Annotated in this window: 27 protein-coding genes and 1 riboswitch; of the genes, 13 read left to right on the forward strand and 14 right to left on the reverse strand. The window is 58.0% G+C overall.

The features are described 5' to 3' along the window. Nucleotides 1-8 precede the first annotated feature (8 nt). Nucleotides 9-821, forward strand: a complete 813-nt coding sequence (locus RBH71_RS19400) for a ferredoxin--NADP reductase (protein WP_323687452.1) — start codon at nt 9-11, stop codon at nt 819-821. A 60-nt stretch (nt 822-881) separates the two neighbouring features. Here RBH71_RS19400 and RBH71_RS19405 read toward each other — a convergent pair whose 3' ends face one another. Further along, nucleotides 882-2222 carry an MFS transporter gene (locus RBH71_RS19405; protein ID WP_003512940.1) on the reverse strand — a complete coding sequence of 447 codons (1341 nt, stop codon included), beginning with the start codon at nt 2220-2222 and terminating at the stop codon, nt 882-884. A 133-nt stretch (nt 2223-2355) separates the two neighbouring features. Here RBH71_RS19405 and RBH71_RS19410 point away from each other — a divergent pair, with 133 nt between their 5' ends. Next, the gene (locus tag RBH71_RS19410; protein WP_003512942.1) at nt 2356-2859 is read left to right on the forward strand and encodes a hypothetical protein; all 504 of its coding nucleotides are present in this window, start codon (nt 2356-2358) and stop codon (nt 2857-2859) included. 45 nt (nt 2860-2904) lie between these two features. On the opposite strand, the gene RBH71_RS19415 is transcribed toward RBH71_RS19410, so the two are convergent. The 5 genes from RBH71_RS19415 to RBH71_RS19435 all read right to left on the reverse strand — a co-directional run bounded on the left by RBH71_RS19415 (nt 2905) and on the right by RBH71_RS19435 (nt 8815). Then, nucleotides 2905-3708, reverse strand: coding sequence for an endonuclease/exonuclease/phosphatase family protein (locus RBH71_RS19415; RefSeq protein ID WP_003512943.1), 804 nt, complete (start codon nt 3706-3708; stop codon nt 2905-2907). Nucleotides 3709-3868: 160 nt separating this feature from the next. Then, nucleotides 3869-6733 (reverse strand): aminomethyl-transferring glycine dehydrogenase, encoded by a 2865-nt coding sequence (gene gcvP, locus RBH71_RS19420; RefSeq protein ID WP_003512945.1) that lies wholly within the window; start codon nt 6731-6733, stop codon nt 3869-3871. Beyond that, nucleotides 6733-7095, reverse strand: coding sequence for a glycine cleavage system protein GcvH (gene gcvH, locus RBH71_RS19425; protein WP_003512948.1), 363 nt, complete (start codon nt 7093-7095; stop codon nt 6733-6735). Before gcvH ends, gcvP begins: the two co-directional genes overlap by 1 nt. A 28-nt stretch (nt 7096-7123) precedes the next feature. Continuing rightward, a complete protein-coding gene (gcvT, locus tag RBH71_RS19430) occupies nt 7124-8263 on the reverse strand; it encodes a glycine cleavage system aminomethyltransferase GcvT (protein ID WP_003512949.1) in 1140 nt (379 codons plus the stop codon). 154 nt (nt 8264-8417) lie between these two features. Further along, nucleotides 8418-8505: riboswitch (glycine riboswitch) on the reverse strand. A 124-nt stretch (nt 8506-8629) separates the two neighbouring features. Then, nucleotides 8630-8815, reverse strand: a complete 186-nt coding sequence (locus RBH71_RS19435; RefSeq protein WP_003496099.1) for a DUF3008 family protein — start codon at nt 8813-8815, stop codon at nt 8630-8632. Between the two features lie 173 nt (nt 8816-8988). Between RBH71_RS19435 and RBH71_RS19440 the strand changes: the two genes are divergently transcribed. Next, on the forward strand, nt 8989-9369 hold the full coding sequence (locus RBH71_RS19440) for a hypothetical protein (RefSeq protein WP_003512951.1): 381 nt from the start codon (nt 8989-8991) through the stop codon (nt 9367-9369). A gap of 88 nt (nt 9370-9457) precedes the next feature. Continuing rightward, on the forward strand, nt 9458-10441 hold the full coding sequence (locus RBH71_RS19445) for a copper chaperone PCu(A)C (RefSeq protein WP_003512953.1): 984 nt from the start codon (nt 9458-9460) through the stop codon (nt 10439-10441). 62 nt (nt 10442-10503) lie between these two features. On the opposite strand, the gene RBH71_RS19450 is transcribed toward RBH71_RS19445, so the two are convergent. Then, nucleotides 10504-10932 (reverse strand): plastocyanin/azurin family copper-binding protein, encoded by a 429-nt coding sequence (locus tag RBH71_RS19450; protein ID WP_111802489.1) that lies wholly within the window; start codon nt 10930-10932, stop codon nt 10504-10506. Nucleotides 10933-11049: 117 nt separating this feature from the next. Beyond that, nucleotides 11050-11340 carry a hypothetical protein gene (locus RBH71_RS19455; protein WP_003512957.1) on the reverse strand — a complete coding sequence of 97 codons (291 nt, stop codon included), beginning with the start codon at nt 11338-11340 and terminating at the stop codon, nt 11050-11052. A 202-nt stretch (nt 11341-11542) separates the two neighbouring features. Here RBH71_RS19455 and crcB point away from each other — a divergent pair, with 202 nt between their 5' ends. From crcB to RBH71_RS19480, 5 genes are all read left to right on the forward strand, one after another. After that, nucleotides 11543-11920 carry a fluoride efflux transporter CrcB gene (gene crcB, locus RBH71_RS19460; RefSeq protein ID WP_003512958.1) on the forward strand — a complete coding sequence of 126 codons (378 nt, stop codon included), beginning with the start codon at nt 11543-11545 and terminating at the stop codon, nt 11918-11920. Nucleotides 11921-11986: 66 nt separating this feature from the next. Further along, nucleotides 11987-12976 carry an RluA family pseudouridine synthase gene (locus RBH71_RS19465; protein ID WP_003512960.1) on the forward strand — a complete coding sequence of 330 codons (990 nt, stop codon included), beginning with the start codon at nt 11987-11989 and terminating at the stop codon, nt 12974-12976. 6 nt (nt 12977-12982) lie between these two features. Further along, nucleotides 12983-13651, forward strand: a complete 669-nt coding sequence (locus tag RBH71_RS19470) for an HAD family hydrolase (protein ID WP_323687453.1) — start codon at nt 12983-12985, stop codon at nt 13649-13651. 30 nt (nt 13652-13681) lie between these two features. Continuing rightward, a complete protein-coding gene (locus RBH71_RS19475) occupies nt 13682-14476 on the forward strand; it encodes an ATP12 family chaperone protein (protein WP_003512964.1) in 795 nt (264 codons plus the stop codon). Nucleotides 14477-14536: 60 nt separating this feature from the next. Beyond that, on the forward strand, nt 14537-15025 hold the full coding sequence (locus tag RBH71_RS19480; protein WP_323687454.1) for a hypothetical protein: 489 nt from the start codon (nt 14537-14539) through the stop codon (nt 15023-15025). A gap of 24 nt (nt 15026-15049) precedes the next feature. Here the strand turns inward: RBH71_RS19480 and RBH71_RS19485 are convergent, their stop codons facing one another. Then, nucleotides 15050-15643 carry a TetR/AcrR family transcriptional regulator gene (locus tag RBH71_RS19485; protein ID WP_003512968.1) on the reverse strand — a complete coding sequence of 198 codons (594 nt, stop codon included), beginning with the start codon at nt 15641-15643 and terminating at the stop codon, nt 15050-15052. A gap of 165 nt (nt 15644-15808) precedes the next feature. Here RBH71_RS19485 and RBH71_RS19490 point away from each other — a divergent pair, with 165 nt between their 5' ends. Next, entirely contained in the window at nt 15809-16207 is a 399-nt protein-coding gene (locus tag RBH71_RS19490; RefSeq protein WP_003512971.1) for a RidA family protein, read from the forward strand. Nucleotides 16208-16315: 108 nt separating this feature from the next. On the opposite strand, the gene fghA is transcribed toward RBH71_RS19490, so the two are convergent. Genes fghA through RBH71_RS19505 form a run of 3 tightly spaced genes read right to left on the reverse strand, consistent with a single transcriptional unit; the run spans nt 16316 to nt 18323 of the window. After that, complete coding sequence (fghA, locus tag RBH71_RS19495) at nt 16316-17149, reverse strand: S-formylglutathione hydrolase (protein ID WP_003512972.1); 834 nt, start codon at nt 17147-17149, stop codon at nt 16316-16318. A 33-nt stretch (nt 17150-17182) separates the two neighbouring features. Then, nucleotides 17183-17842 (reverse strand): DUF1345 domain-containing protein, encoded by a 660-nt coding sequence (locus RBH71_RS19500; protein ID WP_003512974.1) that lies wholly within the window; start codon nt 17840-17842, stop codon nt 17183-17185. 25 nt (nt 17843-17867) lie between these two features. After that, the gene (locus RBH71_RS19505; protein ID WP_003512976.1) at nt 17868-18323 is read right to left on the reverse strand and encodes a YaiI/YqxD family protein; all 456 of its coding nucleotides are present in this window, start codon (nt 18321-18323) and stop codon (nt 17868-17870) included. A gap of 166 nt (nt 18324-18489) precedes the next feature. Here RBH71_RS19505 and RBH71_RS19510 point away from each other — a divergent pair, with 166 nt between their 5' ends. Next, complete coding sequence (locus RBH71_RS19510) at nt 18490-18942, forward strand: DUF5680 domain-containing protein (RefSeq protein ID WP_003512978.1); 453 nt, start codon at nt 18490-18492, stop codon at nt 18940-18942. A gap of 63 nt (nt 18943-19005) precedes the next feature. Here the strand turns inward: RBH71_RS19510 and RBH71_RS19515 are convergent, their stop codons facing one another. Then, nucleotides 19006-19662 carry a peroxiredoxin gene (locus RBH71_RS19515; RefSeq protein WP_003512980.1) on the reverse strand — a complete coding sequence of 219 codons (657 nt, stop codon included), beginning with the start codon at nt 19660-19662 and terminating at the stop codon, nt 19006-19008. A 268-nt stretch (nt 19663-19930) separates the two neighbouring features. On the opposite strand from RBH71_RS19515, the gene RBH71_RS19520 reads away from it, so the two are divergent. Together RBH71_RS19520 and RBH71_RS19525 are read left to right on the forward strand one after the other, a co-directional pair. Next, nucleotides 19931-20581, forward strand: coding sequence for a glutathione S-transferase family protein (locus RBH71_RS19520; RefSeq protein WP_003512982.1), 651 nt, complete (start codon nt 19931-19933; stop codon nt 20579-20581). Between the two features lie 297 nt (nt 20582-20878). Continuing rightward, the gene (locus RBH71_RS19525) at nt 20879-21529 is read left to right on the forward strand and encodes a pyridoxamine 5'-phosphate oxidase family protein (protein ID WP_013636066.1); all 651 of its coding nucleotides are present in this window, start codon (nt 20879-20881) and stop codon (nt 21527-21529) included. Here the strand turns inward: RBH71_RS19525 and RBH71_RS19530 are convergent, their stop codons facing one another. Beyond that, nucleotides 21530-22171, reverse strand: a complete 642-nt coding sequence (locus RBH71_RS19530; RefSeq protein ID WP_323687455.1) for a cytochrome b — start codon at nt 22169-22171, stop codon at nt 21530-21532. Between the last annotated feature and the right edge of the window lie 7 nt (nt 22172-22178).

A 22178-nucleotide genomic window follows, 5' to 3' on the forward strand; every position in this document is an offset into this window, starting at 1 on the left:
AACCTGAAATGAACGCGCCAGCCAAGACGGAAGATTTCGCGATCAAGATACCTGATGGTGTTTACGCCGAGACAGTTTTGTCGGTGGAGCACTATACGGATCACCTGTTCCGCTTCCGCATGACGCGTCCGGCCGGCTTCCGCTTCCGCTCCGGCGAATTCGCCATGATCGGCCTGATGGTCGGCGAAAAGCCGATCTACCGCGCTTATTCCATCGCCAGCCCGGCTTGGGACGAGGAACTTGAATTCTTCTCGATCAAGGTTCCGGATGGCCCGTTGACCTCGCATCTTCAGGCGATCAAGCCCGGCGACACCGTGCTTATGCGCAAGAAGCCGACAGGCACTCTGGTTCTGGATGCGCTGACACCAGGCAGACGGCTCTATATGTTCTCGACCGGCACCGGCATCGCACCTTTCGCAAGCCTGATCCGCGATCCCGAGACCTATGAAAAGTTTGAAGAGGTCATCCTCACCCATACCTGCCGCGATGTGGCCGAATTGAAATACGGTTTCGACCTGGTCGAGGAACTCAGGAACCATGAATTCCTGAACGAGATCGTCGGCGACAAGCTCAAGCATTATGCGACTGTCACGCGCGAGGATTATCCCTTCAAGGGCCGCATCACCTCGCTGATTGAGAACGGCAAGCTGTTTGCGGATCTGGGTGTTCCCGCACTCGATCCCGCTATCGATCGCGGCATGATCTGCGGTTCTTCGGCCATGCTGAAGGACACGAAGGAGCTTCTTGAAAAGGCCGGCCTTAACGAAGGTGCGAACAACAAGCCTGCCGAGTTCGTCATCGAGCGCGCTTTCGTCGGATAACCGACATTTGCGCAAGTTGGGTGAAGGAGGCCGTGAGGCCTCCTTTTTTATTTGTACGGTTTACTGAGGCAGTGCTTCGTCGGCCTGCTTCGGGGCGATCTCGTTTCGGTAGATGAAGAAGAGAGCGATGGCGATGGCCGATATGCCGCCGCCGACCAAGTGCGAAAGGGCGTAACCGCCTTTGGTTACCAGCCAGCCGGCAACGACGTTGCTAAGGGACGCACCAATGCCCTGCACCATCATGACGCTTGCAAGACCGACATTGAACCGGCCTGTTCCCTTGAGAATGCGTTCGGCGGCCACAGGCGTCACGATGCCCAGAAGGCCGGCACCGATACCGTCAAGCAGCTGTACCGGAAAGATTACCCAGAAATCGGTGAAGGCGGAAGCCAGCAGACCGCGGATCGGAAGGGCCGCAAGCGCGATCAGGAACACCGTGGCAAGACCGAAGCGACGGATCAGCCACGGCGCCAGGGCCGCAACGAAGATCATGGCAAATTGCGCGACGCCAGTAATGATCGCTGTTGTGCGAAATGGTGTCTGCAGTTCGATGGCAAAATTCTGCGCGATAAGCCGCCCCATCGGCGCGTTGCCGAAGTGGAAGATGAGAAGAATGATCGCGAGGAATATCAGACCGCGTTCGTGAAGCAGCACGTTGATGCCTGAAGGCCCCGGTTCGCCCTTGTCCTCGCCAAGGCCTCGCGCCACCTTGTGGTCGATCCTGTCGGGGTCGATGGCGGCGGCGGCAACAAGTGCGCCGGCAGCCGTCAGAAGCATCAGTCCGATGACGCCATGCAGGCCGAAGAAGGAAACGGCAACGTAAGTGGCGAAGAGCGATGCGAAATTGCCGCCATGGTTCCAGAATTCGTTTCGCGATATCTGACGGGAGAACAGGCGTTCACCGACCAGACCAAGCGTCAGTCCGGCCAGAGCCGGTCCAACGACGGCGCCGACAACCGCAGTCATGATCTGGCCGGTCCAGACGATCCACGCATCGGGAAAGATCAGCGTAATCAGCGCGCCGACGGTCACGAGAACGACGGGGATGGCAATCAACGTCCTTTTCCACGTCGTGCTGTCCACCAACGCGCCGCAGAGTGGTGTGGCAAGCAGACCGACGAGGCCGCCGACCGTGGCAATCATCCCCAGCGAAAGTGAAGACCAGCCCTGTGTCGCCAAAAATGCGTCCAGGAACGGCCCTAGCCCGTCGCGGGCATCGGCCAGAAAGAAATTAAGCGCCGCAAGGGCAAAAAGCGTGCGGTCTGACATACCACCGCTGCGAGGCAGACCGCCGGAGGGGAGGCTGCCGCGCGGTGCCAAAACGCCGATCGTCGTCATGAAATATGCTCCGAAAAATACGCGGTAGGTGATCAGAAATTGATCGACGCTGGCGAGAAACATCTATGCCTGCATTTGGTTGCATCGGCACGAGAGAAACATGAGCCTCTCGAATTTTTTGACAGTTGCTAAATAAACCGGAGGAACGTTTGACGGTGCAAGCGAGTTAATCTTCGTGAAAAATTGGATACGCGCCATGAAAACGACGGCTATCACGAGTTTATTTTTTGCAGGGCTGCTCGGTGTGCAGCCGGCATTAGCGGACGAACGCGAATTCCTCTCGTCGCTGAAGGGCACATGGGCGGGGAAGGGAACCGTGATCACCCGCATTGGCACGCCGCCGATCAACGTCAATTGTACGCTGAATTCCAAAACGGGGACCTCGTCGCTCAATATGTCCGGCACATGCCGGGGGCTTCTGGTGGTCAGGCGCGCAATTGCGGCCGACCTGTCGGAGAAAGGTGGACGTTACAGCGGCGCTTACACCGGACCCTCCGGCCGACCGTCTGCCCTTTCCGGTACGCGGCAGGGAAATGCAATCAATCTGACGGTTCGCTGGAACCGCGACATCAACGGTGACCGCGTCGCAGCCATGACAATCGAAAAAGTCGGGCAAAACGGCCTGCGGCTTCGCACCACCGACAAGGACGGCAGGACCGGCAAGACGGTGGTGACGAGCGATATCCGGCTCGTGCGCTGACCAAGCCGCGACGTGAGGCAATGACCGGTAATGCGGCTTAAGCCTCTAGCTGAATTCGATCAGCAAAGGGCAATGATCCGAGACTTCTGGCTGTCTCACCACATCAAAGTGATCGACCTGCACAACCGGGTTGACAAGCATGTAATCTGCAAAACGGTTTTGTTTGGCATAGTGCGAGGTGCGCGTGTCTGTGAAACCATGTGTTGTGACGAGTTCGATGAGATCCAGTTCCTTCAATACCGTGAAGGTGTCGCTCTCAGGCAGAACATTAAAATCGCCGCAGACGATGATCCGGTCACCATACTCCGCGATGTCTTTGACAAGTTTCACGAGGCGTTTTGCCTGCATCAGACGGGCGGGAATATCGTGTTTACCGTTGGGGTCACGCAGCCCATGCATATGGGCGATGACGGCTGGCTGGCCGGTCGTGAAGTCGAAAACCCTGACAGCATGGCCCGTGCGCGAACGCGGGTGATCTCCGTACCCATTCGCAGAAAAGCAGCCGTGCACGAAACCTTGAGCCTGCGCAACAATCGCGATGGATTTACGCACGAAAGTCGCCAGCCCCCATTGAGAGGGATATCGTGTCTCCCCGTGCCAGAGGTCACCCTGTGACGCCGGGCAAAAGATTGCCAGATGATCGGGTAGGGCTTCTTCGACATCGCGAAGGAAGTTCGCCCTTTGCGGCAGGTCCATACCGTCATCGCGATAGCTCAGCCAGTCCTCTTCGGCTGCCGGTGTGTGCACCACTTCCTGCAAACATAGAATGTCGGGATCGGACGCGGAGATATAGGGAACAAGCTCGTCATGGAGCTTTCCGCCCCAACCATTCAGGCAAATCAAACGCATTCAAACTCCATCACCGCTTAAATTGCAGCATCCGGTTTAGCATGGAACGGGTTACGATCAATCGCATGTGACGTGGTCGTCCGGTCTTGGGGGCTTGTGTCCGGAACGAAAAAGGCCCGGATCGCTCCGGGCCTTCATAAGTTCGTTCGTACCGATGCCTTTATTCGGCGGCCTCGGCATAAGCCTCCATCGGCGGGCAGGTGCAGATAAGGTTGCGGTCGCCATAGACATTGTCAATGCGGTTTACCGGCGACCAGTATTTGTCGATGCGGAAGGCGCCGGGCGGGAAGCAACCCTGTTCGCGGCTGTAGGGACGATCCCACTCGCCGACGAGATCTTCTACCGTGTGCGGCGCGTTCTTCAGCGGATTGTTGGTCTTGTCCGCACGGCCTTCCTCGATGTCGCGGGCTTCCTCGCGGATCGCCAGCATGGCATCGCAGAAACGGTCTATTTCCGCCTTGGTCTCGGATTCCGTCGGCTCGATCATCAGCGTGCCGGCAACCGGCCAGCTCATGGTCGGCGCATGGAAACCGCAGTCGACGAGACGCTTTGCAACGTCGTCCACCGTCACGCCGCAGCTGTCTGCCAGCGGGCGGGTGTCGATGATGCACTCATGCGCCACACGTCCCGTTTCGGACTTGTAGAGCACGTCGTAAGCACCCTTCAGCCGTTCGGCGATGTAGTTGGCGTTGAGGATCGCAACCTTGGTCGCCTGCGTCAGCCCTTCGCCGCCCATCATCAGGCAGTAGCTCCAGGAAATCGGCAGGATCGACGGCGAGCCGAAGGGGGCAGCCGAAACCGCACCTTCACGACCGTCCGTCGTCGGATGGCCGGGAAGATAGGGAGCAAGATGCGCCTTGACGCCGATCGGCCCCATGCCCGGACCGCCGCCGCCATGCGGGATGCAGAAGGTCTTGTGCAGGTTGAGGTGGCTGACGTCGGAACCGATATCGCCGGGACGGGCAAGACCGACCATGGCGTTCATGTTGGCGCCGTCAAGATAGACCTGACCACCGTGTTTATGGGTGATCTCGCAAATCTCGCGAACCGTCTCCTCAAACACGCCATGGGTGGACGGATAGGTGATCATGCAGCACGAGAGGTTTTCCGCATACTGCTCTGCTTTTGCTCGGAAATCGTCGATATCAATATCGCCATTTTCCCGCACTTTCACCGGCACCACTTTCATGCCGACCATCTGCGCGGAGGCTGGATTGGTGCCGTGCGCCGAGGTTGGAATGAGGCAAACGTCGCGATGTGCGCCGCCATTGGCGATGTGGTAGTTGCGGATGGTCAGGAGCCCCGCATATTCCCCCTGCGCGCCGGAATTCGGCTGCATGGAAAAGGCGTCATAACCGGTGACCGAGCACAGCTTTTCCGAAAGGTCATCGATCATTTCCTTGTAGCCGAGCGCCTGATTGGCCGGCACGAAGGGATGGATGTCGGAAAATTCCGGCCACGTTATGGGCAGCATTTCCGCAGTTGCGTTCAGTTTCATGGTGCAGGAACCGAGCGGGATCATCGAGCGGTCGAGCGCGAGATCACGGTCCGAAAGACGGCGGATGTAACGGGTCATCTCGCTTTCGGCACGGTTCATGTGGAAGATCGGATGCGTCATGTACTGGCTGGTGCGCAGCAGTTCCTTCGGCAGGCGATATTCCAACTCGAAATCCGAGATCGAGAAATTGCCGCCGAATGCGCGCCAGACCGCCTCAAGTGTCGCGGGACGCGTGCGCTCGTCAAGGCTCATGCCGATCTTGGTCGCGCCGACCTTGCGCAGGTTCACACCTTCCGCAACGGCCGAGCGCAGGATGACGCCCTGCATATGGCCGACTTCGACGGTGATGGTGTCGAAGAAGGTTTCCGGCTCGATGACGTAGCCTAGTTTCTCCAGGCCCTTGGCCATCAAAACGGCTTTCTGGTGGGTCTGCTGGGCAATCGCCTTGATGCCCTGCGGGCCATGGAAAACGCCATACATCGACGCCATGACTGCAAGCAGCACCTGCGCGGTGCAAATGTTGGAGGTAGCCTTCTCGCGGCGGATATGCTGCTCGCGGGTCTGCAGCGACAGGCGATAGGCGCGATTGCCGCGCGCATCGACTGAGACGCCGACCAGACGGCCAGGCATGGAGCGCTTATGTGCATCCTTGACGGACATGTAAGCCGCATGCGGACCACCATAGCCGACCGGAACGCCGAAACGCTGCGAGGTGCCGATGGCGATATCCGCACCCATTTCACCGGGTGACTTCAACAGCGTCAGCGCCAGAAGATCGGCGGCAACGGCAGCGATGGCACCCGTCTGGTGCAGGCGGGAAATCAGGCCCGAGAAATCGCTGACATGACCGTGGGTGCCCGGATACTGGAAGATCGCGCCAAATACGTCGACAGGATCGAGATCGGTAAAGGGATTGCCAACGATAACCTTCCAGCCGAGTGGCGCCGCACGTGTCTCGATCAGCGCGATGGTCTGCGGATGGCAATTGGCATCGACGAAGAAGGCGGTTGCCTTGGACTTCGCGACGCGCTGGCACATCGCCATGGCTTCGGCAGCGGCGGTCGCTTCATCGAGCAGCGATGCATTGGCGACATCGAGGCCGGTCAGATCGCAGACCATGGTCTGGTAGTTCAGCAGCGCCTCAAGACGGCCCTGGCTGATTTCTGGCTGGTAAGGCGTATAGGCGGTGTACCAGGCCGGGTTTTCCAGAATGTTGCGCTGGATCACCGGCGGGGTGATTGTACCGTAATACCCCTGGCCGATCAGCGAGGTCAGCACCTGGTTCTTGTTGGCCGTTTCGCGCAGGCGGTCGAGCGCCTCGCGTTCGGTCAGCGCTGCACCCCAGGTCAGCGGCACCTTCTGGCGGATGGAGGAGGGAACGGTGGCGTCGATCAGGGCATCGAGGCTCTTGTAGCCAATGACCTTCAGCATCTCCGCCATTTCCGACGGCGACGGCCCGATGTGACGCCGGTTGGCGAAATCATAGGGCTGATAGTCGGTGAAATGGAATTCCGTGGGCGTCGTCATTACGCGATCAGCTCCTTGTAGGCTGCCTCGTCGAGCAGCGTATCGGCATCCGCGGCGTTGGAGAGCTTCAGTTTGAAGAACCAGCCAGCACCCTGCGGATCGGAATTGACCAGCGAGGGATCGTCGACGATGGCCTGGTTGATTTCCACCACTTCGCCATCCAGCGGACAATAGACATCGGAAGCCGCCTTGACGGATTCAACGGTCGCCGCGTCGCCATTCTTGGAGAAGGTGGCGCCCACTTCCGGCAATTCGACGAAGACGAGGTCGCCAAGCTGTTCAGCGGCGTGGCTTGTAATGCCAACGGTGGCGATATCGCCTTCGAACTTCAGCCATTCGTGTTCTGCGGTAAATTTCAGCATCGTATTCTCTCCGGAGATGGGATGAAGATTATCGTTTGTAGGTGGGCTTGATGAAGGGCAGGGCAGCGACGGTGACGGGCAGATATTTGCCGCGCACTTCCGCAAAGATCGCCGTGCCGGGAGCAGTATGGGCAGAAGGGACGTAACCCATGGCAACGGGACCTTCGACCGACGGACCGAAGCCGCCGGAAGTCACTTCGCCGATTTCCGTCTTGCCTTCTGCATCCGCGAAAAGCTTGGAATGACCGCGCACCGGTGCCTTGCCCTCTGGCTTCAGGCCGACGCGACGACGCGATGTGCCGTCCTTGAGTTCACCGAGAATACGCTCTGCCCCAGGGAAACCGCCTTCGCGATCACCACCGGCGCGGCGCGCCTTCTGGATCGCCCATTCAAGCGAGGCTTCGATGGGGGAGGTCGTTGTATCGATATCGTTGCCGTAGAGACAAAGGCCAGCTTCAAGACGCAGGCTGTCGCGTGCTCCAAGCCCGATCGGCTCGCAATCAGGGTGCTCAAGCAGGGCCTTGGCGATCTCTTCCGCCTTTTCGGCAGGCACGGAGATTTCAAAACCATCCTCGCCGGAATAACCGGAACGGGAAACGATGCAGGGAACGTCGTGCAGGGGAACTTCCAGCACGTCCATGAACTTCATTTCGGAAACACCGGCCCAAAGCTCGGCCAGAACCGCTTCCGCGCGTGGTCCCTGAAGCGCAATCAGCGCACGATGATCGAGAAGGGTAATGTCGCAAGTGTCAGAAAGATGCGCCTTCATATGGGCGACATCGGCGTCCTTGCACGCCGCGTTGACGACGACGAAAAGGTGATCGCCGCGATTGGTGATCATCAGATCATCAAGGATGCAGCCGTTTTCATCGGTGAAGAAACCGTAACGCTGGCGGCCTTCCTTCAGGCCGAGAATGTCAACCGGCACCAGTTTTTCAAGCGCGATTGCAGCGTCGGCATTGTTGCCCGACTTCGCCTTCACGATAACCTGGCCCATGTGGGACACGTCGAAGAGGCCAGCAGAGGTACGGGTCTGAAGATGTTCCTTCAGCACGCCCGCCGGATATTGCACCGGCATGTCGTAACCGGCGAAAGGCACCATGCGGGCGCCAAGGGAAACATGCAGGGAATGGAGCGGCGTGATTTTAAGCTCGGCGGTATCGTCCAAGGACGCCTCCAGGGTTGCGCGAAAGATCGCGCGGGCTCAGGTCATGACGCGAAAAACGCGCCGGGTTCAAGAGCCCCCTCTGTCCTTGTCGCCTGAGATTGTTATCCCTTCGGCGAGCCGTCCTTATCAAAGGTGGCTTCTCTCCAGAGTTCCGTCGTCACCGGTGGTCCTTTTGCCTGAGAGTTTCCGGGGCGGTTGCTCCTTCGGCACCGCAATGAAGCGGTTTCTCCCAACGATGATGCGAGGCTCATTATCTTCGAAGCCCGGTCATTGGCAAGGACGAAATGACGCATCTGAACAGATTTTTGCTCCATCTGCGCCATCGCTGGCAGGATAAATGGCGAGTTCCTTGTATGAGGCGTGCCGTCAGTCTGATTTTTTCTCCGGCAGACCCTTGCGCTTTGTCGACGCCAGTTCATCAAGTTCCTTTTCTGTCATGGACTTCTCCATGCTTTTTGAAGCACCTTGTAAACTGGATTTCTTGACTTCACCGCGTTTGGCGGCCAGCGCCGCACCCGCGGCTTTCTGCTGGGCTTTCGATTTGGCTGGCATGTCGGTACTCCTTCCGAAACGATCAGTATTGGAGAGGAAATGCCGCCCTGTATCGATTGTTCCGTTGAGCGGTTGGGCCTGCGGCAAATTTCCCCTTTGAAATCGGAAAGAAAGAGGGGTATCGCCAGAAGATGGACGCAAATCGAAAACGACCGCTGACAAGGGTGGAGAAAATGCTTCGCATTTTCTGTGCGCTTTTGATGTTGTCGCTTGGTTTTGCCCACAAGCCCGCGCTCGCCGGGGCACCTGCCGTTCTTCTGGATGAGAGTTACCGGCTGCCGGACGGCACCTTTGCCGAAATCTGCCTAGGCCACAGCGGCGGGGTAAATGCCTCGCACCCCAATGACGGCCCCGCCCATTCAAGCGATGCGATCCTGTTTTGCGAGGCCTGCCTTCTGGCCTCGTCCATTCTCTTGCCGGTGCCCGATGCGGCCGGCTGGCTGAGGACGGAGTTCGCCTGGCTCGACAATCGCCTGACCGCGGAATGGGACTTTCGCTCGGTCCAGACGATCCGCAAACCGTCCGCACGCGGCCCACCATCCCTGTTCGCCTGATCTCTTCGTTTCACAGGATCATCGCCGCCGGGTGGCGGCACGGAGCAGCTGCCCGGGCCAATGGCGCCGCAGTCGCAAGGACAAACAAATGAAAACCACCAAGATCATCACCTGCACCCTGTTCGTCGCCTCCGTCTCGACGGCGCAGGCCTTCGCCCATACGACCTTCGTTGACGGTTCGGCCGAACAGGAAAGCACAATCGTTGCCGCACTTCAGGTGCCGCATGGCTGCGATGGCGGACTTGCCACCACGGAAGTGCAGATCAAGCTGCCGGAAGGCTTCATCACTGCCAAGCCGCAGCCCAAGGCCGGTTGGGACCTTGAGGTCATCAAGGGCGACTATCAGAAAGCCTACAAGAACCACGGAAAGGACATCAAAAGCGGCGCGGTCGAAATCCGCTGGAAGGGCGGCAATCTGCCGGATGAATTCTATGACACCTTTGCCGTTCAGGGAAAAATCTCCGGCATAGATGCCGGGCAGGACCTTCCCTTCAAGGTGACGCAGCTTTGCGGCGACAAAGGCAAGGTTTCCTGGGACGAGGTGGCGGCCGCAGGCGTCGATCCGCATTCGTTGAAAAGCCCGGCGCCGACCATCCGCGTTACCGCAAAAGCCCATGCCGGCGGGCATGACCATTCCGCTATGGCCATGGATATGGACGTGGTGAAGGCTGGCAGTCTCGAGCTTTCGGCTGGCGCGACAAAGGCCATGCTGCCCGGTCAGCCCGTGGGCGGCGGTTATGTGACGATCAAGAATACCGGTTCCAGCGACGACAAGCTGATCGGCGTCGAATCCTCCGCCGCCGGCCGTGCGGAAATTCACGAAATGGCCATGGTCAACGACGTCATGAAGATGCGCAAGCTGGATGACGGCATCGTCATTCCCGCCGGCGAGACAGTGGAGCTGAAGCCCGGCGGCCTGCACATGATGTTCTTCAACGTGAAGAAGCCGTTCGCCGAAGGCGACAAGGTACCGGTGACGCTGATCTTTGAAAAGGCTGGCAAGGTCGAGATTGTGCTTTCCGCAGGCTCGGCCAAGGGTGGTGACGACAAGAACGCTCACCAGCACAACTGACGCAAAAAAGAGGCTGCCGGAACGCAATACTCATCCGGCAGGCTCAGCTTGTTCGACCAATATTATTTTGTAACAGTCAGCTTGGCCTGCATACCCGCTTCGTAGTGACCTTTTATGTTGCACAAGAGGAGATATGTGCCGGGCGTAAGCTTTGCCTTGACCTGACCATCGCCGCCGGGCTTCAGGTCGGCCACTTCGCCAAGACTTTTAAGCTGTTTTTCATCGACACGGTGTTTCGCGGTATTGAGCGGTATTTTTTCGTCTGCAGACTTCAGCTTGACGAGCACCATTTCGTGCTGCTCGCTCATGGCATCGTTATGCACATGAAACACGGCTTCACCGGCTTTGACCGTCGTCTGGTCCATAACGAGTGTCATTGGTCCGCCACCTTCACCGCCTTCGGTGACCTTGATGGTCGTGGCCGCGAAAGCCGGCGCCGAAACAAGGAGCGCGATCGTGGTGGCTGTGACGTGACGAGCAATAGAAATCATGATCTTCCTCCAGTTGGTACCGAAGGACTAAAATTTGAATCTGACAACAACCTGAACGGGCGAAGCTCACTAAAAAACTTATAAATCGATTTAATAAGTATGGATATAGAATTGATATTATAAGTTTTTATTGGATTGATTTTCCTCATAGGCCTGCACGGCCTGATCGAGTGTTGTCTGGGGGGCGTGCCGCTGGCTGGCGCTTGTCAGGAAATAGAGGGTCAAGGCCGGCGGCTTGATGGCGGTGAGCAAGGCTCTCAACTGGAAATCGTCTCCCTGTTCGGCCTTGCGCGCCAATTCGTGAATGGCTTCCTCAACCTCGCTTCTGCGCGATACACGCTGCGACGGCTTCACGGCCTCCAGTGCGTAGGCCGCAGTGTTTGCAGAAACGGAAAGAACCTGTGTCATCCAACCTCCGGCCATCCTTCGCCGACCCGTAAAACCGCAGATTAGCAGCTGCGTCTTGTTGGAAGCCTAAATCGCGGACGTGCAATTTAATCGAGTTTTAATCGAAAAAAGGTCGGGACGAGGGGGTTTCACCACCCGTGGCTATGTTCTAGAAAACGTCTTCAACAGACCCGTCGGGCATTTCTCCGGAGACATTCCCCAAATGCTGAATATCGCTCTTGTCGCAGCAGGCGGCGCAATCGGTTCGGTTTTCCGCTATCTCGTCGGTCTGTTGAGTGTGCGCCTTGTAGGCGTGACTTTCCCCTGGGGAACGCTGGCGGTGAATGTGGTCGGATCCTTCCTCATCGGTTTCCTGGTTGAGCTTGTTGCAAGGCGGCTGAACGCGTCCATGGAGATGCGCCTGTTTCTGGTCACCGGCGTTCTCGGTGGCTTCACCACCTTTTCGTCCTTCTCGCTGGATGCGGTAGCGCTTTTCGAACGCGGCGCGCTCGGCCTTTCAGCGGTTTACATCACGGCAAGCCTTGTGGTTTCCATCGCGGCGGTTTTCGCCGGGCTGGCCTTGGGCCGCAGTTTGTTCTAAAGGCTTGCTCCAAACGGTGCGCCGGATAACAGGGCGCGCGATCAAGACAGAGAGACTGGAAATTTCATGGCAGGTATCGAGCATATCAAGGTCGAGGCCGACGAGGCCGGTATGCGCCTCGATCGCTGGTTCAAGATTCACTATCCGGGTCTGGGGTTCGGGCAGCTGCAAAAGCTTCTGCGCTCCGGACAGGTGCGTGTGGACGGCGGCCGGGTGAAGACGGACGCACGGGTGCAGCCGGGACAGATGGTGCGTGTGCCGCCTGTTGATTCCGACCTCAAGGTCAAAAGCGGACCGATCGGATCCAGGGACCTCAAACATTCGGCAGACGGTGAACTTCTGGCGCGCATGCTGCTGCATGAGGACGACAAGGTTCTGGTGTTCAATAAGCCGGCCGGCATTGCCGTTCAGGGCGGATCGGGTGTCAACCGTCACATCGACGGGCTTCTGGAAGCGTGGACCAGCCCGAAGGGCGAAAAGCCGCGTCTGGTGCACCGTCTGGACCGTGACACGTCGGGCGTGCTGGTGGTGGCCCGCACCCGAGGTGCTGCACAGAAGCTGACGGCCGCTTTCCGCGAGCGCGATACCAAGAAGACCTATTGGGCGCTGGTTCGCGGCGTGCCGCGCAAGCATCAGGACAAGATTTCCACCTGGCTGGTCAAGGAGCAGACCCCCGACGGCGACCGCATGCGCATTGCCAAGCACGGCGAGGAGGGGGCAGATCACGCCATTTCCTATTACCGTGTCATCGATACCGCCGCGCAGAACCTCGCCTGGCTGGAAATGGAGCCCTATACCGGCCGTACCCACCAGCTGCGCGTTCACGCACTGCATATGGGGCACCCGATCATCGGCGATCCGAAATATTACATCGATGATCCGAACTGGGATTTTCCGGGCGGCGTCCAGAAGCGTCTGCACCTGCATGCACGCCATATCGACATTCCGCACCCGAATGGCGGCCGGCTTCGCGTCAGCGCGCCTTTGCCACCGCATATGGTACAGACTTGGAACCTGCTCGGCCTCGACGTGGCCGACGGCGACAGGGAAGGCTGATATCAGATGAACCTCGTTCTTTTCGATTGTGACGGCACGCTGGTCGACAGCGCCGGCCTTATCCATGCCGTCATGGTCGATACCTTCGCCGATTTCGGAAAGCCACGGCCTGATATTGCACAGACCAAGGCAATTATCGGCCTGACGCTCGACATCGCCATCGCCCGCATGCTCGGTAAGGCGCATGTGGATGACGAGGCGCGCGCGATGACTGAGCGCTATCGGGAAATCTATCACCCGATCCGCGCCCGACCTGGCATGATCGAGCCGCTGTTCGACGGTATCGCGCCCTTGATCGACACGCTCGCCAGACGGGATGAGGTGCTGATCGGCGCGGTCACCGGCAAGGGCCGTCGCGGGTTGACCCATATTCTCGAAACGCATGGTTTTGCCGAGCATTTCATCGTGTCGCGCACGGCGGATGATTGCCCTTCCAAGCCGCATCCGGCCATGGTGATGGAATGTTGCCATGAAACCGGCATGGTTCCGGCCGACACTGTCGTCATCGGCGATGCTATCTATGACATGCAGATGGCAAAGGCCGCCGGCGCAAAGGCCATCGGCGTTGCCTGGGGCTACGCCTCGGTCGATGATCTCTGGAAGGCAGGCGCAGACGCCGTCGTCAGCCATCCGAGCGAAATTCCGGCCCATGTTCCCGCCGATATTCTTGAATGATCCTTTCTATTCGACTGATGAGGACGTGCCATGCGTGATCTCCTGAACGACCTTTCGGAAGGCCTCAGCCACCCCGATCCGATCCTTCGCGCCCAAATCCAGATGCAGCGGCCCCTGCCGAAACGTTTCTATAAGGACGTTACCGTTGCTGACGTGGAAGACGGCGGCTTCACCATCCATCTCGATGGCAAACCTTTGCGCACGCCCGCCAAGAAGCCGCTTGTCTTGCCATCGAAGGCGCTTGCGGATCTGCTTCGCGATGAATGGGATGCGCAGAAAGAAGTGGTGAACCCGGTCGTCATGCCGGTCTCGCGACATGTGAACACCGCCATCGACGGCATCGCCAGCGACACCCAGGCGGTTTTCGAGGACATACTGCGCTTTTCCTCTTCCGATCTCCTGTGCTACCGCGCAGGTCAACCGGAAGCGCTTGTGGCGCGGCAGGCGGACCATTGGGATCCGGTGATCGACTGGGCGGCCAATGTTCTCGGCGCACGCTTCATTCTCGTCGAAGGCGTCATGCATCGCGATCAGCCTCGGGAAGCCGTTGCAGCCTTTGCCGTGACGCTCAAAAAATACGATACGCCGATCGCGCTTGCCGCCCTGCACACCATGACGTCGCTGACCGGCTCCGCCATTCTGGCGCTGGCACTGGCGGAAGGGCAGCTGACGCTGGAGGAAACCTGGGCGCTGGCTCATCTTGACGAGGACTGGACCGCCGAACATTGGGGCGAGGACGAGGAGGCGCTGGAGCGCCGCGCCACTAGGCTCATCGACATGCGTGCAGCACTCAACGTTCTGGAGGCGTTGAAGAGCGCGCCTTAACGCTTTTCTAACCCTGATGACCGAATATGCGGTTACCTCACGTTAGGGGAGCCGCAGATCATGAACACTCGATTGAAACGCCTTGGCATTGTTGTGCTGGCGTGTTTCACGCTCATGTCTTTCAGGCTGCAACCGGAGGCGACCAATGCCGACCGGCTGCTTTATGATGTGCGCGGCGCCTTTGTAGCGGCACGGCCGGATGTAGCGCCAGCATTGATGCAATCCATTCATGCGCAACTACAGAATGCCATCAAAACGACGGCACGCGGCGAAATCAGACCGCGCGTTGTGCTGACCATTCGCCTCGCATCCGTCACCCGCGGCCCCTTCCTGTTTGGAGAATGGGCATCGGCCCGTGTCATCGTTCGTGCGGCCGCCGTGGCAACGGGCGAGGTTATCGCCGAGGCCAAATTCACAGCCACCGTCGTCAGCTTCGACAATCAGTCGATCGAGCAGGATCTCGCTTACGGCGTCGCGGAGCGCGTGATCCGCGAGTTCCGTCTGAGCCGACCCGGACCGACAACGCTGGCGACGGCGTTGTTTCCGTGAACAAGTATGGTTTCCAGATAGAGTTTAAACTGGTTTCACAAGAAGGCCGGTGGCCATGGACTGGAAAGCCTCGACAGCCTTCGGCAGCACCCTCACGGGATCGTCACTGGCGGCGATCCATAGCGCAGCATTAAGTGCAGCGCCGCTTAGAAGCCGGGCAGCAGCTTCCGCATCGACTGACTTGATGACCCCCTGTTCGATGAGGCTCTGAACCGTTCCCTTGGTCGTCTGCAGACAACTGCTCTGGCTAGGCCACTGCGACGGATCACCCAATACCGCAGGCCCGTCGAGCATAACGATGCGTTGTACTTCCGGATCAAGCGCCATTTCGATATAGGCAGCGCCCTCGGCGAGCAAACCTTGCCAATCGTCCTCGGCCAGTGCCCCGATCTCTTGAGCGCGAGACGCCATTTCAGAATCGATCTGATCGACCACCGCCGCCAGCAGCCCACGCTTATCTCCGAAATTGTGATAAAGCGCCCCACGCGTCAGACCAACCTCAGCAGTCAACTCGTCCATTGATGCGGAAGAGTATCCCTTTTCGGCGAAAATCTTTCGTGCAGCCGCGATCAGTTTTACGCGATTTTCCTCCATCGTTTCCGCGCGTCGTTTCGCCATTCTCTCCTCAATTTTACATACGTGACGTATATGGGTTGACATACGGCATGTATGCCACCAAGTTCAAATACGCACCGTATATCAAATAAGGCGTTGTGTGAAGCGCTCGAAGCGTAACGTTCCGCCCAGAGAGTGCACCTGATTACAAAGAAGAGAGATTTAAAAATGGCGAAGCGCGAAGCAATCTTTCCCGCAAACAGACATGCTCTTTACGAGGAGCACGGCTATTCGGCGGCTATCCGATCCGGGGACCTTCTGTTCGTTTCCGGGCAGGTGGGCAGCCGTTCCGATGGAACGCCAGAACCCGATTTTGAACGTCAGGTAAAATTGGCTTTCGAAAATCTCAAAGCCACGCTGCATGCAGCGGGCTGTACATTTGATGATATTGTCGACGTGACGACATTCCATACGGACCCCGAAAAACAGTTCGGAACCATCATGGCCGTCAAGCAGCAGATTTTCAGCACGAAGCCTTACCCGAACTGGACTGCAATAGGCGTGAACTGGCTCGCGGGCTTCGATTTCGAGATTAAGGTCATTGCCCGCATTCCTTTGGATGCATAAATCTCCGAAAGCCATGGCGAAGACGGCGTACTGAAAACGCCGTCACGTCGCTGTTCAAGATGTCGGACGAATCCAAACCGCGCAGGTTAAGCTTCCACTTTCGCAGGCTTAGCCAAGTCGCTCGGCATGCCATTTCAGATGGTCATCCATGAAGCTGGAGATGAAATAATAGGAGTGGTCGTAACGCTCGTGCATGCGCAGCGTCAGGCCGATATCGGTTCCTTTGATCGCCTCTTCGAACAGCCAGGGACGCAGGCCTTTATCGAGGAAACTGTCGGCCTTGCCCTGGTCGATCAAGAATTCCGGAAAACGGGCGCCGTCTTCGACCAGCGAGCAGGCGTCGTATTGCCGCCATGCGGCACGATCCGTTCCGAGATATTTTTCCAGCGCCGGTTCGGACCAGTCGGCAGAGGAGGGGGCGACGATTGGGGCGAAGGCGGAGCAGCTCTTGAAGCGGTCTGGGTTCTTAAGCGCAATCGTCATGGCGCCATGGCCGCCCATCGAATGGCCGAAAATGCCCTGACAGCTCATATCCGCGCGGAAATGCTGGCCAATGAAGGCTGGCAGCTCTTCCGTCACGTAGCTGTACATATGGTAGTGCTCCGACCAAGGCTCCTGCGTGGCGTCGAGATAAAAGCCGGCGCCCTTGCCCATCTGCCAGTTGGTCACTTCATCAGGCACATCGTTGCCACGCGGGCTGGTATCCGGGCAGACGATGATCAGCCCGAGTTCGGACGCCATGCGGCGATATTCGCCTTTTTCCATGACATTGGCGTGGGTACAGGTGAGGCCGGAAAGATACCACAGAACCGGGCACGGCTCGCTGATCGCCTTCGGCGGCACATAGACTGCAAAGGTCATCTCGCATTTCAGGGTTTCGGATGGGTGCGAAAATACGCCCTGCATGCCGCCAAAGGCCGTATTTTGCGAGATGATATTCATGAAGCCATTCCTTTATGAAGAGTTTTTTTCGGTTCAGCCCGCAAGCGCGACCGCAGCATTGACCGCCGCTGCTACCAGAACCGTGTTGAAGAAGAAGGAGACGATGGAGTGCAACAGCGTGACCTTGCGCATCGGTGTCGTGGTTACAGCAACATCCGAGGTCTGCGCCGTCATACCGATGACAACAGCGAAATAGAGGAAGTCGTAACCGCAGGGTTCCTTCGTTGCCGGGAAATCCATGCCGCCGCGATGCTTGCGCTTGCCATCAACGGTTTCCGGACGCCAGTAAAGATGGGCATAGTGCAAGGCGGTCATGGTGTGGATTGTCAGCCACCCGAAAATCACGGAGCCGAAGGCGAGCAGCAGCGTCCAGACGGTTTCGCCGGAATGGTTGAGTGCCTGGAAAAGTGAAACGACGGCGACGGTGGCGGCGATCAGCGTAATGGCGATGATGGCCATTGCCGGCAGGTCATCACTATCGGCATGCGCTTTCAGGTGCTGGGCCGTTAATTTCGGAAGCCGAAAGGCCACCAGCCCGAGATAGGTCAGGAAAAACAGAATGGCCGCAATTTCGATGGCGAGCGGCCGTGCGAATGCCAGCGCCAAGCCAAGGCCGAATGCGCCAACGAAAAGAGCGACGAAGAAAGGCTTATGGCGGCTGTAGGTGTTGCTATGCGGATTGGCCGGGGTCATGGGCTGCGCCTTCCTGTTTACGCGGTCATTTTTTGACACGGCGGCAGAAACGGTCAAGCGTCTCCAGAAAAGCAGACCGGTCGCGCGGCGAGAAAGCCGCGTTATATCCTTTGCTCTCACCGGTTTCGCGCAGGTGTGCGCCAAGGTCGCGCATCGCAGTTGCCATGCCGATGTTGGTTTGGTCGAAAACGCGGCCGGTCGGTCCTGTCACCAGCGCGCCCCTGGCAACGCAACGCCCGGCGAGCGGCACATCGGCGGTAATGACGATATCGTTTTCGCCCGCACGCTCCGCAATCCAGTCATCCGCCGCATCGAAACCGGCCGATACGATCACATTTTTCACCATCGGATCGCGCGACGGGCGCAAACCGGAATTGGCAACGAATGTCACCTCCAGCCCATGCCGTTCCGCCACCTTGAGAATCTCGGGTTTCACGGGGCAGGCGTCGGCATCGACATAGATTTGCGGGGTCTGCGACATGGGCACTCTTCGAGGATCATTTATGCATCGCTTTTAAGGGCAAACGCTGCGATTACCAAGCCCGCCATCCGTGAAAATATGGCGACAGGCAGGGTAATGAATACGCTTGCGACCTTCATACAAGTCCAGTATGTTCACTTTATGTTCCTGGTGTGAGGTATTCCCGATGCTGGAAGAATTCATCGTGCAGGCCAAGTCCGCCACTTATGTGGGCGGCGGCAACAAATCCTCGACGCCCACCCGCATCGGCTCACACGACCTAGGTTTTCAAAGCGGCGACTGGAACTATATCGATAGCTATTTCGGCGGAACCGACTTCATCGGTCAGGAGGTCGTCTGGCATCAGGGAATTCCACTTTGGGCCATGAATTATTACGGCCGCATCATCCGCCCTGAGCTAATCGACGGCACGGTGGCGGGCAGGGTGATCCAGCGATCGCTTTCCACGCTATACAGGGAAGGGCGCTTCCTCGGCGGCTTCACCCACGAGGTCGAAGACATGATCTATGTCGATACCAATGAGGGCGAATTTCGGACTTTTACTGGCGTGGAGCGCATATATCGGGACAGCGTTGAGGTGTACCGGCTCGACTACCACGGCGGCGTGATAAAGCCGTAGCCGCGCCGCGAGTAAGATCAAACAGGGACGATGGAGATCCATCGCCCCTTTATCGATTTCAAATCAGCCGGGCTGCTTCGTCTTGCGCAGGTATGGAAGAACTGTGTCATAGGAGCCGAAACGGGCAATCGCATCCTCGTTGGAGACGGCGGCGGTGATAATGACGTCTTCGCCCTGTTTCCAGTTTGCCGGTGTCGCCACCTGATGTTTAGAAGTCAGCTGGATGGAATCGATCGCGCGAAGAATTTCGTCGAAGTTGCGCCCGGTGGTCATCGGGTAGGTGAGGACCAGCTTGATCTTCTTGTCGGGACCGACAACGAAGACGGAGCGCACGGTGGCGTTGTCGGCCGGCGTGCGGCCTTCGGAGCTGTCGCCAGCGCCCGCTGGCAGCATGTCATAGAGCTTCGCGACTTTCAGGTCCTTGTCGCCGATCAGCGGATAATCGACATTAAAGCCGGTCGCGGTGCGGATGTCGTTTTTCCATTTCTCATGGCTTTCGACCGGATCGACCGAAATGCCGATGATCTTGACGCCGCGCTTTTCGAATTCCGGCTGCAGGCCGCCCATCGCGCCGAGTTCCGTGGTGCAGACCGGCGTGAAATTCTTCGGATGCGAAAACAGGACCGCCCAGCCGTCGCCGATCCATTCGTGAAAGCTCACCGGACCGTGTGTGGTCTCGGCGGTGAAATCGGGTGCGATGTCGTTTATACGCAGGCTCATCTGATGGTTTCTCCCTAATGATTTAAATTGAAATCCTGAAGGTTTTGGCAATCCGCGTCCGGCGCAGGAGCTTAGAGTTTTTGCGTGAAATGGCCAGCCCTTTCCACGGCAAACGGCACGCTAATGACCTGTCATGGAAACGTACAAGGATTGTTTTCGTTCTGGCAAACGCCTATTCTGACGCGCTGCCTTTTCCGGCCGGCGCAAAAAGCTGATGCTCGACCACAATGAGCCAATAGTCTCCAAACACACGCGATGGGGAACAGCAATGACGATCACGATTACCGCTTTTGAACGCTCGCCCGATGGCGGCAAGGGTCTGGCCCGCGACATGCGCGTCCGCTGGGCGCTGGAGGAAGCGGGACTGCCCTACGATGTTCGCCTTCTCTCCTTCAAGGCGATGCGGGAACCTGCGCATCTGGCACTTCAGCCGTTCGGACAGATCCCGACCTATGAGGAGGGCGACCTTGTACTGTTCGAATCCGGCGCGATCATTTTCCACATCGCGGAGCGCAATGCCGGCCTGTTGCCGCGGGATGTGAATGCGCGGGCACGGGCGATAACCTGGATGTTCGCCGCGCTCAACACGGTGGAGCCGCCAATCGTTGACCGCTCGATTGCCCGGTTTCTGGAGGGCGACAAGAGCTGGTACGAAGAGCGCTTAGCGATGATCGATAAAAATATCAGCAAGCGGCTCGGCGAACTCTCCCGCTGCCTCGGTGACGACGACTGGCTCGACGGTGCGTTCAGCGCTGGAGATCTGTTGATGATATCGGTGCTGCAAAGGATAAAAAGCTCAGGCATCCTCGACGAATATTCAAACCTTTCAGCCTATGTGGCTCGCGGTGAGGCGCGTCCGGCCTATCAACGCGCCTTTGCCGACCAGCTTGCCGTCTTCAAGGCCGCCTCGAGCGCTTGAACGTCGGTGAATAGCGAGGGCCTTAGGTAAGAACCAACTACACTGTCTGTACAGGATTGCCCGCCCTCAAAGGCTCCCGCAGCCGCTTCGGTGATTGTTGTGCCTCTATCGCAGCCGGTTCTACTGCTTGATTGAAATGGAAATCTGCGATAGTGCTAATATTGAGGTACGTACCTCAAATTTAGAAGCAGCTCAAATGCGGACAGAGAAGAACAATCGATATGTCAGCAATATCCAGGCGTTTTCGTCTGGTGAAGCTGATGGGAACAACGGGGCAACGTCACAAGGGTGAGGATGATGACGGCGTTTGAACTTGATCCGGAATTTGCAATAACAGATGAGCCATCGCTTCGAGGATTGTTCGAGGCCACCCACGCGTTGGCGATATTGAAGTGTCAGGACACCATTGGCGAGCATGCGCGGGAATTTATCAGACGCTCTCCGTTCCTGTGCATAGGAACGCAGAATTTGGCGGGAAGTGCTGACGTAAGCCCTCGCGGCGACCCTGCGGGGTTCGTCAAGATTCTTGATGAACGCACACTCGCGATACCGGATCGACCGGGTAACAATCGTCTGGATACGTTGACCAATATCATTGCCAATCCAAGCGTCGGGCTGCTGTTTGTCATACCGGGATTTGACGACACGTTGCGTGTGAACGGGCAGGCAAAGCTCGCAACCGACCCGGAACTTCTGAGAAGCATGAGCATCAATGATCGTGCGCCCAAACTCGCGATTGTCGTCAGGGTGAGTGAGGTTTTCATGCATTGCGCCAAGGCGTTTCGGCGGTCTCATTTGTGGAGCCCGGATCATTTTCAGGATCGCTCCGAGATGCCGTCGCTCATCAAAATCATCCTTGACGAAACGACGGGGGCGCCCAGCAACAAGGATGAGATGCGGAAATTGGATGACGATCTGGAAAAGGACTACCAGAGAACACTTTATTAGCTATTTTCGAGGGGAGGCGGTGCGGCCCATGTTATCAGCAGCAGCCCTGAAAGGGATCATGCGCCGAAGCGTTGGATCTTTGCGGACGAAATGGTGCCACAGCGCCGCTGCCACATGAAGAACGACGATAACTGCGGCAAGATAGGCCAGAGTGGCGTGAACCTTAGTCCAGAAGGCCTCGGCTTGGTCGGAGATCGCCATGGGTAGTCCCGGCACGACGACAAGATCGAAGACGTAACTGGGGATCTGCAGAGGAGACGTCGACGCGACGGCCCAACCGGCAAGGGGAACGGCAAGAGTAAGGAACAGCAGCGCGGCGTGAGCCGACCGTGCGGCCAACCTCGAAGCCATCCCTTCACCATCCAGAGCCCGCGGTTTCCTGCTGAAAACCGACCAGATGAAGCGGGGGGCGGCGAGGGCCAGAACCAGAAACCCAATCGACTTGTGATACTGAAAAAGATTGAACTGAAGCACCGGATCGATGTCGCGGCTCATGAGATATCCCAGCGCAAGCTGCGCGAGGAATTGGAGCGCGATTGTCCAATGGAAAACGATCGCCACCAAACCAAAGGAGGCGGACGTGTTTCGCCATCTTCTTACGCCTCTCGTCGCTCTATCGGAATGACCCTTGAGATATTGCATCGGCTAA

The sequence above is a fragment of the Rhizobium sp. AN68 genome, assembly GCF_030758035.1.
Taxonomy (GTDB): domain Bacteria; phylum Pseudomonadota; class Alphaproteobacteria; order Rhizobiales; family Rhizobiaceae; genus Agrobacterium; species Agrobacterium tumefaciens.

Bases quoted from the DNA above. Each gene is read 5' to 3' on its own strand.
- RBH71_RS19455 (WP_003512957.1), bottom strand. From the start codon at position 11,340: ATGACACAGGTTCTTTCCGTTTCTGCAAACACTGCGGCCTACGCACTG.
- RBH71_RS19450 (WP_111802489.1), bottom strand. From the start codon at position 10,932: ATGATTTCTATTGCTCGTCACGTCACAGCCACCACGATCGCGCTCCTT.
- RBH71_RS19490 (WP_003512971.1), top strand. From the start codon at position 15,809: ATGGCGAAGCGCGAAGCAATCTTTCCCGCAAACAGACATGCTCTTTAC.
- gcvP (WP_003512945.1), bottom strand. From the start codon at position 6,733: ATGACGACGCCCACGGAATTCCATTTCACCGACTATCAGCCCTATGAT.
- gcvH (WP_003512948.1), bottom strand. From the start codon at position 7,095: ATGCTGAAATTTACCGCAGAACACGAATGGCTGAAGTTCGAAGGCGAT.
- RBH71_RS19505 (WP_003512976.1), bottom strand. From the start codon at position 18,323: ATGTCGCAGACCCCGCAAATCTATGTCGATGCCGACGCCTGCCCCGTG.
- RBH71_RS19480 (WP_323687454.1), top strand. From the start codon at position 14,537: ATGAACACTCGATTGAAACGCCTTGGCATTGTTGTGCTGGCGTGTTTC.
- RBH71_RS19515 (WP_003512980.1), bottom strand. From the start codon at position 19,662: ATGAGCCTGCGTATAAACGACATCGCACCCGATTTCACCGCCGAGACC.
- RBH71_RS19475 (WP_003512964.1), top strand. From the start codon at position 13,682: ATGCGTGATCTCCTGAACGACCTTTCGGAAGGCCTCAGCCACCCCGAT.
- fghA (WP_003512972.1), bottom strand. From the start codon at position 17,149: ATGAATATCATCTCGCAAAATACGGCCTTTGGCGGCATGCAGGGCGTA.
- RBH71_RS19400 (WP_323687452.1), top strand. From the start codon at position 9: ATGAACGCGCCAGCCAAGACGGAAGATTTCGCGATCAAGATACCTGAT.
- RBH71_RS19405 (WP_003512940.1), bottom strand. From the start codon at position 2,222: ATGTTTCTCGCCAGCGTCGATCAATTTCTGATCACCTACCGCGTATTT.
- RBH71_RS19500 (WP_003512974.1), bottom strand. From the start codon at position 17,842: ATGACCCCGGCCAATCCGCATAGCAACACCTACAGCCGCCATAAGCCT.
- RBH71_RS19445 (WP_003512953.1), top strand. From the start codon at position 9,458: ATGAAAACCACCAAGATCATCACCTGCACCCTGTTCGTCGCCTCCGTC.
- RBH71_RS19435 (WP_003496099.1), bottom strand. From the start codon at position 8,815: ATGCCAGCCAAATCGAAAGCCCAGCAGAAAGCCGCGGGTGCGGCGCTG.
- RBH71_RS19465 (WP_003512960.1), top strand. From the start codon at position 11,987: ATGGCAGGTATCGAGCATATCAAGGTCGAGGCCGACGAGGCCGGTATG.
- RBH71_RS19470 (WP_323687453.1), top strand. From the start codon at position 12,983: ATGAACCTCGTTCTTTTCGATTGTGACGGCACGCTGGTCGACAGCGCC.
- RBH71_RS19415 (WP_003512943.1), bottom strand. From the start codon at position 3,708: ATGCGTTTGATTTGCCTGAATGGTTGGGGCGGAAAGCTCCATGACGAG.
- crcB (WP_003512958.1), top strand. From the start codon at position 11,543: ATGCTGAATATCGCTCTTGTCGCAGCAGGCGGCGCAATCGGTTCGGTT.
- RBH71_RS19520 (WP_003512982.1), top strand. From the start codon at position 19,931: ATGACGATCACGATTACCGCTTTTGAACGCTCGCCCGATGGCGGCAAG.
- RBH71_RS19525 (WP_013636066.1), top strand. From the start codon at position 20,879: ATGACGGCGTTTGAACTTGATCCGGAATTTGCAATAACAGATGAGCCA.
- RBH71_RS19510 (WP_003512978.1), top strand. From the start codon at position 18,490: ATGCTGGAAGAATTCATCGTGCAGGCCAAGTCCGCCACTTATGTGGGC.
- RBH71_RS19440 (WP_003512951.1), top strand. From the start codon at position 8,989: ATGCTTCGCATTTTCTGTGCGCTTTTGATGTTGTCGCTTGGTTTTGCC.
- RBH71_RS19530 (WP_323687455.1), bottom strand. From the start codon at position 22,171: ATGCAATATCTCAAGGGTCATTCCGATAGAGCGACGAGAGGCGTAAGA.
- RBH71_RS19485 (WP_003512968.1), bottom strand. From the start codon at position 15,643: ATGGCGAAACGACGCGCGGAAACGATGGAGGAAAATCGCGTAAAACTG.
- RBH71_RS19410 (WP_003512942.1), top strand. From the start codon at position 2,356: ATGAAAACGACGGCTATCACGAGTTTATTTTTTGCAGGGCTGCTCGGT.